This is a genomic window from Bradyrhizobium sp. SZCCHNRI3043 (genome assembly GCF_032377735.1).
Classification (GTDB): Bacteria; Pseudomonadota; Alphaproteobacteria; order Rhizobiales; family Xanthobacteraceae; genus Bradyrhizobium.
This window is the reverse complement of sequence record NZ_JAUHID010000002.1, coordinates 422155-435941: the sequence shown is the minus strand read 5'-3', so window position 1 is coordinate 435941 and position 13787 is coordinate 422155. Positions and strand designations below refer to the sequence as shown.

11 protein-coding genes are annotated in these 13787 nt (G+C 66.8%); 7 read left to right on the top strand and 4 right to left on the bottom strand.

The features are described from left to right. Window positions 1-88: 88 nt before the first annotated feature. The 3 genes from QX124_RS07795 (at window position 89) to QX124_RS07785 (ending at window position 5207) form a co-directional block, all read left to right on the top strand. A complete protein-coding gene (locus tag QX124_RS07795; protein ID WP_315738360.1) occupies window positions 89-2152 on the top strand; it encodes a hypothetical protein in 2064 nt (687 codons plus the stop codon). Window positions 2153-2351: 199 nt separating this feature from the next. Beyond that, on the top strand, window positions 2352-2723 hold the full coding sequence (locus QX124_RS07790) for a DUF2946 family protein (protein ID WP_315738361.1): 372 nt from the start codon (window positions 2352-2354) through the stop codon (window positions 2721-2723). 162 nt (window positions 2724-2885) lie between these two features. Continuing rightward, window positions 2886-5207, top strand: coding sequence for a TonB-dependent receptor (locus tag QX124_RS07785; RefSeq protein WP_315796923.1), 2322 nt, complete (start codon window positions 2886-2888; stop codon window positions 5205-5207). A 137-nt stretch (window positions 5208-5344) separates the two neighbouring features. Here QX124_RS07785 and QX124_RS07780 read toward each other — a convergent pair whose 3' ends face one another. After that, a complete protein-coding gene (locus QX124_RS07780) occupies window positions 5345-5857 on the bottom strand; it encodes an N-acetyltransferase (RefSeq protein ID WP_315796837.1) in 513 nt (170 codons plus the stop codon). Between the two features lie 248 nt (window positions 5858-6105). Between QX124_RS07780 and QX124_RS07775 the strand changes: the two genes are divergently transcribed. The 4 genes from QX124_RS07775 to QX124_RS07760 all read left to right on the top strand — a co-directional run bounded on the left by QX124_RS07775 (window position 6106) and on the right by QX124_RS07760 (window position 10895). Beyond that, window positions 6106-7506, top strand: a complete 1401-nt coding sequence (locus QX124_RS07775) for an ethanolamine ammonia-lyase subunit EutB (RefSeq protein WP_315796836.1) — start codon at window positions 6106-6108, stop codon at window positions 7504-7506. Continuing rightward, window positions 7503-8285 carry an ethanolamine ammonia-lyase subunit EutC gene (gene eutC, locus QX124_RS07770; protein WP_315796835.1) on the top strand — a complete coding sequence of 261 codons (783 nt, stop codon included), beginning with the start codon at window positions 7503-7505 and terminating at the stop codon, window positions 8283-8285. Before QX124_RS07775 ends, eutC begins: the two co-directional genes overlap by 4 nt. Further along, entirely contained in the window at window positions 8278-9684 is a 1407-nt protein-coding gene (gene eat / locus QX124_RS07765; protein ID WP_315738364.1) for an ethanolamine permease, read from the top strand. Before eutC ends, eat begins: the two co-directional genes overlap by 8 nt. A gap of 149 nt (window positions 9685-9833) precedes the next feature. Further along, window positions 9834-10895 (top strand): AraC family transcriptional regulator, encoded by a 1062-nt coding sequence (locus QX124_RS07760; protein ID WP_315796834.1) that lies wholly within the window; start codon window positions 9834-9836, stop codon window positions 10893-10895. Window positions 10896-10911: 16 nt separating this feature from the next. Here the strand turns inward: QX124_RS07760 and QX124_RS07755 are convergent, their stop codons facing one another. The 3 genes from QX124_RS07755 to QX124_RS07745 all read right to left on the bottom strand — a co-directional run bounded on the left by QX124_RS07755 (window position 10912) and on the right by QX124_RS07745 (window position 13665). Further along, entirely contained in the window at window positions 10912-12084 is a 1173-nt protein-coding gene (locus tag QX124_RS07755; RefSeq protein ID WP_315796833.1) for a M20 aminoacylase family protein, read from the bottom strand. Between the two features lie 78 nt (window positions 12085-12162). Next, window positions 12163-13095, bottom strand: coding sequence for a glycosyltransferase family 2 protein (locus QX124_RS07750; RefSeq protein ID WP_315796832.1), 933 nt, complete (start codon window positions 13093-13095; stop codon window positions 12163-12165). Window positions 13096-13143: 48 nt separating this feature from the next. Further along, on the bottom strand, window positions 13144-13665 hold the full coding sequence (locus QX124_RS07745; RefSeq protein WP_315796831.1) for an NUDIX domain-containing protein: 522 nt from the start codon (window positions 13663-13665) through the stop codon (window positions 13144-13146). Window positions 13666-13787 lie beyond the last annotated feature (122 nt).

Below are 13787 nucleotides of genomic sequence, written 5' to 3'. Positions count from 1 at the left end.
AGCCGGGCATCCACGCCCCTGTTTTCCGAGGGAATGACGTGGATGGCCGGGACAAGCCCGGCCATGACGAAGCCAGCGAGTTTGCCTCATGAATTACGGCATCGCGTTCACGCCTCTGGTCCCGACGGTCGTGCTGTGGCTCGCGATCGGCGCGATCGTCGTCATCGCCGCGCTCCTGTTGCTCGGCCGCTCGCGCTCGGCCTGGATCCGCGTCACCGCGCTCGCCTTGATCGCGCTCGCGCTGGCCAATCCGCAGTTCACGCGCGAGGACCGCGAGCCGCTGAGCTCGGTCGCCGCCGTCGTGGTCGACAAGAGCCCGAGCCAGAATTTCGGTGACCGCAACAAGCAGACCCAGGCGGCCCAGGAGTCGCTGGTCGACAGCTTGAAGAAGATCAAGGGCCTCGAGGTCCGCGTGGTCGATGCCGGCCAGGCCGATGGCGAGACCGACGGCACGCATCTGTTCAGCGCGTTGACCTCGGCGCTGTCGGACGTTCCCGTCGATCGGGTCGCCGGCGCCTTCCTGATCACGGATGGACGCGTCCACGACATTCCCGGCAACGTCGCCGCGCTCGGCTTCCAGGCTCCGCTGCAGGCCCTGATCACGGGCCAGAAGGCCGAGCGCGACCGCCGCGTCGCGATCACGGCCGCGCCTCGCTTCGGCATCGTCGGCCAGCCGCAGACCATCAGCTTCCGGCTCGACGACCAGGGCGTCAGCGGTGCCAGCGCCAAGGTCGTGATCCGCCGCGATGGCGAGGTCATCAGCGAGCGCACCTTGACCAGCGGCCAGGCCGCCAATGTCGACGTCGACATCAAGCACGAAGGCCAGAACATCGTCGAGATCGAGGCCTCGCCGCTCGACAACGAGCTGACCCTCGTCAACAACCGCGCGGTGGTCTCGATCGATGGCGTCCGCGACAAGCTGCGCGTGCTCCTGGTGTCTGGCGAGCCGCATTCGGGCGAGCGCACTTGGCGCAACCTTTTGAAGTCGGACGCCAGCATCGATCTCGTCCACTTCACCATCCTGCGGCCGCCGGAGAAGCAGGACGGCACCCCGATCAACGAGCTGTCGCTGATCGCGTTTCCGACCCGCGAGCTGTTCCAGCAGAAGATCAACGAATTCCAATTGATCATCTTCGACCGCTACGCCCGGCAGGGCGTGCTGCCGATCGCCTATTTCGACAACATCGCGCGCTACGTGCGCAATGGCGGCGCGGTGCTGGTCTCGGCCGGGCCGGACTACGCCTCCAACACCAGCATCTGGCGCACACCGCTCGATTCGGTGCTGCCCGCCGAGCCGGTCGGCGTCACCGAGAAGCCCTTCTATGCGCATCTATCTGACGCCGGCAAACGCCATCCGGTTACGCGCGGCCTCGAGGGCTCGGGCTCCGAGCCGCCGCGCTGGAGCCGCTTCTTCCGCACCGTCGAGACCCGCAATGCGGTCAGTCCGCCGGTCATGACCGGCGCCGACGGCAAGCCGCTCTTGCTGCTGTCGCGCTTCGGCGCCGGCCGCGTCGCTCTGCTGCTGTCCGACCACATCTGGCTGTGGGCGCGCGGCTATGAAGGCGGCGGTCCGCATCTCGACCTGCTCCGGCGCATGTCGCACTGGCTGATGCAGCAGCCCGATCTCGACGAGGAAGCGCTGCGGCTGCAGATTCAAGGCAAGGATCTCGCCGTCATCCGCCAGACCATGGGCGACACCGTCCCGCCGGTGACCGTGACCTCGCCGTCCGGCACCACGCGCGAGCTCACTCTGAGTCAGGGCGATCCCGGCGAATGGCGCGCGACCCTGCCCGCCAACGAGCTCGGCCTGTGGCAGGCGACCGACGGCACGCTGAAGGCGCTGATCAATGTCGGCCCGACCAATCCGAAGGAATTCTCCGAGGTCACCTCGACCACCGAAACCCTGAAGCCGCTGGCACAGGCGACCGGCGGCGACGCCCGCCGCATCGCCGACGGATCCGGCATCGACTTGCCGCGCATCGTCCCCGTCAGGTCGTCGACCTTGTTCAGCGGCGACGGCTGGATGGGCGTGCGGATGCGCGACGCCAGCGTGGTCAAGGGCGTCGGCGTGCTGCCGATGTTCGCCGGCGTGATCGGCCTGCTGCTGCTGCTCGGCGCGCTCGCCGCAACCTGGGTACGCGAGGGACGCTGACACGAAGACACACGCGCACCACGGCGGCGTGCGACGTGGCGCGAAGGGCACAGCGAGCCGGTTTCCATCAGTTGCCGCGGCGCTCTGATTGACAGCTAAGAGGCGCCTCTGCGATGTTACATTGTAACAAAGGCTGAGCCTCTCAGCCGAACGGGGTGGCCTACTCACATGAGCCAGATCACATGAGCCAGAGCTGGCGATGAGCTGGTTTCGCGCGAACATCAAAGATGTCTCGCGGCTCGCGCTGTTGGCGCTGGTGCTGCAATTCGCGCTCGCGTTCGGCCATGTTCATTGGCTCTCCACGCAGAGCCTGGACGGCAGTCGTATCACGACCGCACAGGCCCATACCGGCTCCTCTCCCGCAAGCCAGGACCCCGACCAGCAGCCCTCCGCCGATGGCTGCGCCATCTGCGCCGTCATGGCGATGGCGCAATCGATCCTGCTATCACCGACGCCCGTTCTGACGCCTCCTGAAGCGGTGGCATTTCGTCTGCCCGATGCGATCACCGCCACTGTCGCGGCTGTTGTCGTCGACACCGCCTTCCAGCCGCGCGCTCCTCCCATCGCCTGATCTGAACCGCTCGAAACGCCGCCACGGTTGCGCTCACGCGCACGGCGGCCGCGTGCAGGAATGGGTCCGTCGCAAGCCGACGGCAGGCGCATCCCGCCAGCAACGAAAGACGTGGGACGCCTGATCAGGATCAGGAATTGAACGATGTTGTCGAGAGCCTTGATGTCGGGCTGCAGCGCCGCAGCCATGTTGTGCGTTTTGGGTGCGCCCGCGCGCGCTGACGATCCGAAGCCGGCGGCCGAGTTGCCCGAGGTCAACGTGACAGCGCCGAGCCCGATACGGGCACGGAAGCCGGTGGTGCCGCGGCCCAATCCTACCGCGCGCGTCGCGCGCGGGCCCCGTGCGCCGACGCCAGCGCGAGAAGCACAATCAGCGCCACCGCCGCCGCAACAGGGTGTGCTGCCTGTCGTCACCGACCAGTTCGCAACCGTCACCGTGGTGCCGAACGAGGAGCTTCGCCGCTCCGGCGCCGCCACGCTCGGCGACCTTCTCAATTCGAAACCCGGCATTACCGGATCGAGCTTCGCGCCGGGCGCCTCGAGCCGGCCGATCATCCGCGGCCTCGACGTCAACCGCGTCGGTATCGTCGAGAACGGCATCGGCGGCGGCGGTGCGTCCGATCTCGGCGAAGATCATTTCGTGCCGATCGATCCGCTCACCAGCGACCAGATCGAGGTCGTTCGCGGCCCCGCGGCGCTGCGCTACGGCTCCACCTCGATCGGCGGCGTCGTCAGCGCCACCAACAACCGCATTCCGCAGGCCCTGCCGACCTGTTCGACCGCGCCGTTTCAGACCTATGGCCTGCCGGCGAGCGCGCCGGCCGCGGGCAGCGCGCCTTGCGTCACCGCGGAAACGCGCACCTCGTTCAGCTCGGTCGACCGCGGCGTCGAGGGCGGCGTGCTGCTCGATGCCGGCGGCGGCAACTTCGCACTTCATGCCGATGCCTACGGCCGCAAGACCGGCGACTATTCGATTCCGGGCTACCCCTATCTGTTCGACCAGACCCGCCCGGTGAACGGCCGGCAGCCGAACTCCGCCGTGCAGAACGATGGCGCCTCGATCGGCGGCAGCTATTTCTTCACCGGCGGCTTCATCGGCGCGGCGATCCAGCAGACCGATGCGCTCTACCACATCCCCGGCATCGACGGCGCCGACAGCCGGACCCGGATCGACGCACACCAGACCAAGATCACCGCCAAGGGCGAGTATCGCCCGGACTCCGCGGCGATCGATGCGATCCGATTCTGGGCCGGCGCGACAGACTATCGGCACAATGAGCTCGGCCTTGCAGCCGTCACCGACCCGACCACCGATGGCGTGCGCCAGACCTTCACCAATCGCGAGCAGGAAGCGCGCGTCGAGATGCAGATGATGCCCGTCAATCTGCGCTTCGCCACGCTGACGACCGCCTATGGCGTGCAGGCCGGGCACCAGGAGCTGAATGCGCCGAGCCCCGACAACCCCGGCTCGGTGTTCAACGGCCTGTTCGGCCCCAACACCAACAATCGCGTCGCCGGCTATGTCTTCAATGAGCTCGCCTTCTCGCCCTCGACCAAGGCGCAGGTCGCCGGCCGGATCGAGCACGTCGCGCTGAACGGCTCCACACCGAACTTTCCGGTCGACTATCTGCCGGACGGTACGCCGCAGGCCAACATCGCCCGCAATCCGTCGTACACGCCGAAGAGCGCGAGCGTCGGCCTGTTGCAGAACCTGCCGGGCGATCTGGTGGCGAGCGTGACCGCGCAATATGTCGAGCGCGCGCCGAAGCCAGCCGAGCTGTTCTCGCGCGGCGGCCACGATGCGACCGCAACCTTCGACATCGGTAATCCGAACCTGACCATCGAGACGGCCAAGACCGTCGAGGCCGGGCTGCGCAAGGCCACCGGCCCGTTCCGCTTCGAAGCCACGGCCTACTACACGCAGTTCAGCAACTTCATCTATCGCCGGCTGACCGGCGTGATGTGCGACGACGATTTCGCGTCCTGCGGCACCACGGGCACCGCGCTGAACCAAGCGGTCTACTCGCAGCGCAACGCGCTGTTCCGCGGCTTCGAGTTCCAGAGCCAGTTCGATGTCGCTCCGCTCGGCAGCGGCATCTGGGGCATCGAGAACCAGTTCGACGTCGTCCGCGCCACCTTCTCCGACGGCACCAACGTGCCGCGGATTCCGCCGATGCGCGTCGGCGGCGGCCTGTTCTGGCGCGATGCCAACTGGCTGACCCGCATCAACCTGCTGCACGCCTTCGCCCAGAACGACATCGCACCGATCGCGGAGACACCGACGCCGGGCTACAACCTGCTGAAGGCGGAGATCAGCTACCGCACCAAGCTCAATCCGAACATGTTCGGCGCGCGCGAGATGCTGGTCGGCCTCGTCGGCAACAATCTGTTGAACGAGAAGATCCGCAACTCCGTGTCCTACACCAAGGACGAGGTGCTGCTGCCCGGCATCGGCGTGCGGATCTTTGCCAATCTCAAGTTCTGATTGCGAATTCGGTCGGGGCGCGGAGGAAAGCAATCTGAGCCCCCTTCGTCATTGCGAGGAGCGAAGCGACGAAGCAATCCAGACTTCTCTTGGGGCTCTGGATTGCTTCGCTTCGCCGCTTCGCTCGCAATGACGACCTACCTGGCGTAGTCCCAGTCAGGACGGATCGCGCCCTCGACGTCCTCGAACGCGTCGTCGACGAGCTCGTTCACCAGCAGCCGGTTGTAGTCGACCGGGCCCGGCATGATCGCCCGGCCTTTCGACACCGGCTTGAACCCGACACGGCTGTAGTAGGCGGCGTCGCCGACCAGCAGGATCAAGCGATGGCCCTGCGCCCGCGCATCCGCGATCGAGCGCTCCATCAGCATGCGGCCGATGCCGTGCTTGCGGAACGGCGGCTCGACCGTCAGCGGCCCGAGCATCAGCGCCTTGGTGTCGCCGACGCAGATCGGGAGCTGCCGCACCGAGCCGACCAGCAAAGTGCCGATATGGGCGGTGAACGATAGCGCGAGCAGATGATCGACATGCTCGCGCAGTCGATAGGCACTCAGCACGAAGCGGCCGGGGCCGAAGGTGCGCTCATGCAGCCGCTCGATCGCCTGCGCGTCGCCCGGCTTTTCGGCGGAGATCGTAATGGACAGGTCACTCATGTGGGGTGGCGAGATAGCATTCTGGAGCGGCGCGGTCCATGGCGTGCCGTCCGCGCGTTGACAGCATTCGCTCGCCCCGGGGTCGCCAATGCCAATTTTCTGAGCACTCGCGTGGCGTGACCGAAGATTGTGCTAAAATGTCAAGTTTCCGGAGCCGCCCTCGCTTAACCTGCCCCAGGTCATGAGCGTTGTGGTCGCTGTCGCGGCCGCTGGGACCGCTCTGACGCAGCACGAGCGGCAGGTCGAAGATGACGGGTGCGTTCCGGTCGCGCCATCGCGGCGAAACTCATGTGTTCGATGATCTCAAGACGCTGTTGGCCTGCGCCTCGCCGCGCCGGTCCGGCGATGAGCTGGCTGGCCTCGCAGCCGACAGCGCCGCGCGGCGGGTGGCGGCGCGGATGGCGCTCGCTGACGTGCCGCTGCGGCGTTTCCTCGACGAGCCGCTGATTCCCTATGAGAGCGACGAGGTCACGCGCCTCATCCTCGACAGCCACGATGCCGCCGCATTCGCGCCCGTCGCGTCGCTGACCGTCGGCGAATTGCGCGAATGGCTGATGTCCTGGGAGGCGGACGCTGACCGGCTGGCCGCCCTCGCGCCGGGCCTGACGCCGGAGATGGTGGCCGCGGTCTCCAAGCTCTGCGGCAATGGCGATCTCGTCGCTGTCGCCGCCAAATGCCGGGTCGTGACCCGCTTCCGCTCCACGATCGGCTTGGAGGGGCGGCTGTCGTCGCGGCTGCAGCCGAACGATCCGACCGACGATCCCCGGGCGATCGCCGCAGGCACGCTCGATGGCCTGCTGTTCGGCATGGGCGATGCGGTGATCGGCATCAATCCCGCGACCGACAATGTCGAGGCCTGCATCCGCCTGCTCACGATGCTCGATGATCTCAGGCTCAAATTCGAGGTGCCGACGCAGTCCTGCGTGCTGAGCCACGTCACGACCTCGATCCAGGCGATCGGGAAAGGCGCGCCGCTCGATCTCGTCTTCCAGTCGATCGCCGGCACCGAGGCTGCCAATGCCGGCTTCGGCGTGACCCTGGCGCTGCTGGCCGAGGCGCAGGACGCGGCCTTGTCGCTGAGGCGCGGCACGATCGGCAACAACGTCATGTATTTCGAGACCGGCCAGGGCGCGGCGCTGTCGGCCGAGGCTCATCACGGCCTCGATCAGCAGACAGTCGAGGCCCGCGCCTACGCGGTGGCGCGCGCCTTCTCGCCGCTGCTGGTCAACACCGTGGTCGGCTTCATCGGTCCCGAATACCTCTACGACGCGAAGGAGATCATCCGCGCCGGGCTGGAGGATCATTTCTGCGCCAAGCTGCTCGGCGTGCCCATGGGCTGCGATGTCTGCTACACCAACCATGCCGAGGCCGATCAGGACGACATGGACGATCTGGCGCTGCTGCTTGCGGCGGCCAACGTCAACTTCCTGATCGCCGTGCCCGGCGCCGACGATATCATGCTCAACTATCAGAGCCTGTCGCATCACGACGTGATGCGGCTGCGGCATCTGCTCGGCCGCCGCCCGGCGCCGGAGTTCGAGGCCTGGCTGGCGCGGATGGGCCTGCTCGACCAAAGCGGCCGCATGCCGCCATTACCGGGCAGCGCGCCTTCCGTAGTCCGGCTGATCGGCCAGGGAGCGCGGGCATGAGGGACGATCCGTTCGACCTGCTGCGCGGGATGACGCGCGCCCGCGTCGCCCTCGGCCGCTCCGGCGACGGGCTTCCGACCGCAGCGAAGCTGGAATTCCAGATGGCGCATGCGCTCGCGCGCGATGCCGTATGGAGCAAGGTCAATTTCGACGGCATCGCCGACGCGCTCGCGCCGCGCGAGGTGATCAAGGTCGCGAGCGCAGCGACGGACCGCGCCAGCTATCTGCGCCGGCCCGACCTCGGGCGTCGCCTGGCCGCGGAGGATGCCGCCAGGCTAACATCCGGTCCGTACGATCTCGTCTTCATCATTGCCGACGGGCTGTCGGCGGATGCGGTCGAAAGCCATGCCGCCGCTGTCGTGATCGCCACCGCGGCGCGTCTGACGGGCCTGTCCATCGGCCCGATCGTGCTGGCTTCGCAGGCGCGCGTGGCGCTGGGTGACGCTGTCGGCGCCGCGATGCGCGCCCGGCTGGTGGCGGTCCTGATCGGCGAGCGTCCGGGTCTGTCGGCGGCGGATTCCCTGGGTGTGTATCTGACTCTGCACCCTGCCCCTGGCCTGCGCGACAGCGCGCGCAACTGCATCTCCAACATTCACCACCATGGGCTGTCGGCCGAGCGCGCCGCCGACAAGCTGACCTGGCTGGCGCGCGAGGCGCTGCGGATCGGCGTCACCGGCATCGGCCTCAAGGAGGCGGCGCCGGACGCCGCGATCGAGACGACTACATCGTCATCACAAATCACCCATCACAAGCAGACAGGAGCGACTGGACATGAGTGACGAGACCAAACCGACGCTTTCGAAGAGCCTGACCGGACTCCATCTCTGGGGCATCGCGGTCGGGCTCGTCATCTCCGGCGAATATTTCGGCTGGAGCTATGGCTGGGACAAGGCCGGCACGCTCGGCTTCCTCGTCACCACGATCTTCATCGCGGTGATGTATACGACCTTCATCTTCTCCTTCACCGAGCTCACCACCGCGATCCCGCATGCCGGTGGTCCGTTCGCCTATTCCTACCGTGCCTTCGGCCCGCTCGGCGGCTTCGTCGCCGGCTTTGCGACACTGATCGAATTCGTGTTCGCACCGCCTGCCATCGCGCTCGCCATCGGCGCCTATCTCAACGTCCAGTTTCCGGCGCTGTCACCCAAGACCGCCGCGCTCGGCGCCTATGTGGTGTTCATGGCCCTCAACATCGCGGGCGTATCGATCGCCGCGACGTTCGAGCTGTTCGTCACGGTCCTGGCGATTGCCGAGCTCCTGGTGTTCATGGGCGTCGTGTCGCCCGGTTTTTCCTTCGCCAATTTCACCGCCAATGGCTGGGCCGGTGAGAATTCGTTCTCGCTGGCGAGCATCGGCGGCATCGTCGCAGCGATCCCCTTCGCGATCTGGTTCTTCCTGGCGATCGAAGGTGCCGCCATGGCCGCGGAGGAGACCAGGAATCCGACGAGGACCGTTCCTCGCGCCTACATTGCCGGCATCCTGACGCTCGTCGTGCTCGCCTTCGGCACCATGATCATGGCCGGCGGCGTCGGCGACTGGGCGAAGCTCGCCAACATCAACGATCCCTTGCCGCAGGCGATGAAGATCGTCGTCGGCGAGAACTCCGGCTGGCTGCACATGCTGGTGTGGATCGGCCTGTTCGGTCTGATCGCCTCGTTCCACGGCATCATCATGGGCTATTCGCGGCAGATCTTCGCGCTGTCGCGCGCCGGCTTCCTGCCGGCCAAGCTCGCCGCACTGCATCCGACCTGCCGCACGCCGCATTGGGCGATCCTGGCCGGCGGCGTGATCGGCATCGCCGCGATCTACTCCGACGAGCTCATCCAGTTCGCCGGACAGACGCTGACGGCGAACATCGTCACCATGAGCGTGTTCGGCGCGCTCGTGATGTACATCATGAGCATGGCCGCTCTCTTCCGCCTGCGCGCCACCGAGCCCAATCTTATCAGGCCGTTCAAGGCGCCGCTCTATCCGGTGCTCCCGGCCGTGGCGCTGGTGTGTGCGACGCTCTCGCTGCTCACGATGATTTGGTTCAACCTGCAGGTGTTCGCAGCCTTCGTGGTGCTGTTCGCCGCCGGTCTGCTGCTCTATCGTCTGACGGCCGGCAAGCGCGGCAACGCGGCGAATGACGATCTGCTCGACATCGCTTTGACCGAGGCCCGCGCCATGGCCGACTGATCCGCCAGGGCCCGCGAGATCCAGGAACGAGGCAAGCCCTCCGCGTCCCTGCGCGGAGGGCTTTATCGATAGCCCGCTTCGGCAGGCACGTGACTTGCATAACTACGAGGTGTCAACCGACGGCGTACGTCCTCAAAGGCGAGGATTTCATGGCACAGCCTCTTGCAGCCGAACGCGAGCATCCGCGCGACCGCAGCCGGAACATTTTGGCCGCTGCTGCGACCGGTGTCGCTGATTTCATCGCCCTGACGGGAGGCCGTCCGGAAGCGGTATTCGAACGGGTGGGCATCGATGCCGAATGCCTGGGCCAGACCCGCCGCGCGCTCGACCTCGCCGACTATGTCGCGATGATGGAAGACGCCGCGCAGGAGACCGGCAACGACAATTTCGGACTGTGGTTCGGCCAGCGCTACCAGCCGCAGATGCTCGGCCTGATCGGCGAGATCGCGCTGTCCGCGCCGACGCTCGGTTCGGCGATCGAGCACCTCGCGCTGTGGTTTCCCTGGCATCAGCAGGCCACCGAGACCCGCCTCGCCCGCAAGGACGGCTTTCTCCGCCTCGAATATCGCATCCTCGACGGCTCGATCGTCGATCGCCGGCAGGATGCCGAATTGACCATGGGCATGTTCGCGAACGTCTTCCGCGCGTGCCTGCCATCGGGCTGGGCGCCTGACATGGTGCTGTTCGAGCATGCCCGGCCGGCCGCCTGGCGCGATCATGAGGCAGCCTTCGATGCCGACGTCGGATGGTCGCAAGGCACCAATGCGCTGGTGTTTCGCGACCGCGGCCTGGACCGCGCCATGCCAGGGGCCGATCTGTCACGCCTGCAGCGGCTCACGACCGATCTTGCCAATGTCGCCGGCTCGTGCGGCACGCCGGCGTTCCTCGATCTGGTCCGCGGCGAGATCAGGCGGCGGCTGTCAGCCGGCGCGCTGCATCTCGAGGAGGTCGCCGACGCGCTGTCGACCACGCCGTGGACGTTGCAGCGCCGGCTTGCCGAGTTCGGCGCCACCTTCTCCGACCTCGTCGAGGCGACCCGGCTCGATCTCGCCCGCCACTATCTGCGCCAAGCGCATTTGCCGCTCGGCGACGTCGCCTTCCTGCTCGGCTATTCCGAGGCGTCCGCGTTCTCCCGTGCCTTCGCGCGCTGGAGCGGCTGCAGCCCGCGGCAGTGGCGCCAACGGTCATTGCAGGCGACGGCTCGCAGCTAGCGCCACGCCGCCGGCATCAATCAGCCGGCATCGTCTTCTCGACCAGCCGCACCCAATAGGAGGCGCCATGGCCGAGAATGTTGTCGTTGAAGCGATAGGCCGGGTGGTGGCAATCTTTGCCGTCGCCCATGCCGAGGAAGACGAAGGCGCCGGGACGGGCCTGCAGCATGAAGGCGAAATCCTCGGCCCCCATCAGCGGCGGCGCATTGTCGACCACCCGCTCCGCGCCGACAACGTCGCGGGCGACATCAGCTGCGACGCCGGTCTCGCGCGCATGGTTCATCGTGATCGGGTAGAGCCGCGTGTATTTCGTCGTCGCCTCACCGCCATAGGTGCGGGCGATGCCGTCGGCGACCTCGGCAATGCGGCGCTCCACCAGGTCCTGCACCTCGGGATCGAGCGTGCGCACGGTGCCCTTCAATTCGACGGTCTCCGGAATGACGTTCATCGCCTTGCCGGCCTCGACGACGCAGATCGAGATGACCGCTGACTTGATCGGATCGACGTTGCGCGACACGATCGACTGCAGCGCCGTGATGATGTGCGCAGCGATCAGCACGCTGTCGACCGCCTTGTGAACCCCGGCGCCGGCATGACCGCCCTTGCCGCGGACGGTGATCTCGATCTGGTCCGATGACGCCAGCATCGGGCCCGGCCGCAGCGCGAAGACGCCTTCGGGCACGCCCGGCGCATTGTGCAGACCGTAGACCTCCTGGATGCCCCAGCGGGTCATCAATCCATCGTCGACCATCGCCTTGCCGCCGGCGCCGCCCTCCTCGGCGGGCTGGAAGATTACGATCGCGGTGCCGTCGAAATTGCGCGTGTCGGCGAGATGCTTGGCGGCACCCAGCAGCATCGCGGTATGGCCGTCATGGCCGCAGGCATGCATCAGGCCCGGCGTCTTCGACGCATAGGGCACCCCCGAGGCTTCCTCGATCGGCAGCGCATCCATGTCGGCGCGCAGGCCGATGGTGCGACCTGAACTGGTCCGACGGCCGCGGATGACACCGACCACGCCGGTGCGCCCAATGCCGGTCACCACCTCGTCACAACCGAATTCGCGCAAGCGCTCGGCGACGATGCCGGCGGTGCGGTGCACCTCGTACATCAACTCCGGATGTTCATGGAAATCATGGCGCCAGGCGGCCATGTCGTCGGCGAGCGCGGCGATGCTGTTGAGGATGGGCATGGAGGCGGTGTTCTCGTTCAGGACGTTGACGCCCGAACCATGACCGGAACGGCGGACGGACACAAGCTTTCGCCTGCATCACCCCTCGATCGGCGCGTGTGACAGATAGGCCAGCAGCTTCATCTCGCGACGACCGCGGGTGACGGTGTCGAGCACGAGGCCCGACGAGGCCGACAGCAGCGCCATGATCATCAGGCCCATCGACAGCACGGCGGTCGGCAGCCGCGGCACCAACCCGGTCTCGATATAGGTGACGAGGATGGGAATCGCGAAGCCGATCGAGACCAGCGCGAGGAAGATGCCGATCGCGCTGAAGAAGCGCAGCGGCTTCTCCGAGCGATAGAGCTTCAGGATCGTGCCGAGGATGCGGAAGCCGTCGCGCCAGGTGTTGAGCTTGGAGACGGACCCTTCGGGCCGCGCGTAGTATGGCGTCGCGACCTCGGCCACCGGCAGCGCCAGCTCCAGCGCATGCACGGTGAGCTCGGTCTCGATCTCGAATCCGTCGGAGAGGACGGGGAAGGATTTGACGAAACGGCGCGAGAATACGCGGTAGCCGGACAGGATGTCCTTGAAGGCCTGGCCGAACACCTCGGCGAGGAAGCTCGTCAGCATCCAGTTGCCGGTGCGATGACCCATGCGATAGGCGGCCTGCTCCTGGTCGACGCGCAGGCCCACCACCATGTCGAGCCGCTCGCTGACGAGACGCGCGATCATGCCGGGCGCACTCGGCGCGTCATAGGTCGCGTCGCCATCGACCAGGACGTAGATGTCAGCATCGACATCGGCGAACATGCGCCGGACGACGTGGCCCTTGCCCTGCCGCCGCTCAGAGCGCACCTCGGCGCCGGCCGCGCGCGCGACCTCGATCGTGCGGTCCTTGGAATTGTTGTCGTAGACGTAGACCGTGGCTGTCGGCAGCGCCTGCTTGAAATCGCGGACCACGGTGGCGACCGCGGCCTCCTCATTGTAGCAGGGCACCAGCACGGCGATCCGCATCGAAGGTGATATCATCGACCCCTCTCCCACGGCCGGGAGACTGCCCTCATTCGGTGCAGAAATTCATAATGATCCGGCGGCAACGTGCTGTTCCGGCCGCCAGGTGGGAATGATCTTAACGCCGTCTAGCACCTCGCGCAGGCGGGACAGCGTGCCGAGCGTGGTTCCCTCCGGCAGCGCGTCGCGGGCGAAAAAGCCGGTCTCGACGATCTCGAGGTTCGGCTCCGGCGTCCGGTCCTGCGTGAACCTTTTGATAACGAAGACGGCGACGTGGTCGCGCGGCGAGACGTGGCCGTTGAGGAAGATGCCGTGCAGCTCCGGCTCGCCTTCCAGCGCGATCCGGCCCTCCTCGAACAGCTCCCGCGTCAGCGCCTCGATGAACGTCTCGCCGACCTCGACGCCGCCGCCCGGCAGGTGCCAACCCGAGACATAGCCATGCCGGACCAGGAACACGCGGTTCTCGGCATCCAGCACCACGCCGCGGACGCCGAGCGTCATGCCGCGGGCGAAGCGCCAATAGAGATGGAAGCCGCGGCGGAGCACGGGCTCGAACCGGATCCGCAGCCGGCTCAGATGTGTCGTCATCGCTGTCGTCGTCCTGGTTGTTCTTGCGCTCGCTGGCAGGGCTTGTCATGAGAGCCGGGCACCACGAGGGATAGCACGAGATGACATCTGGGCGCGCTTGCATCCGCCATCGGCACCGAGGA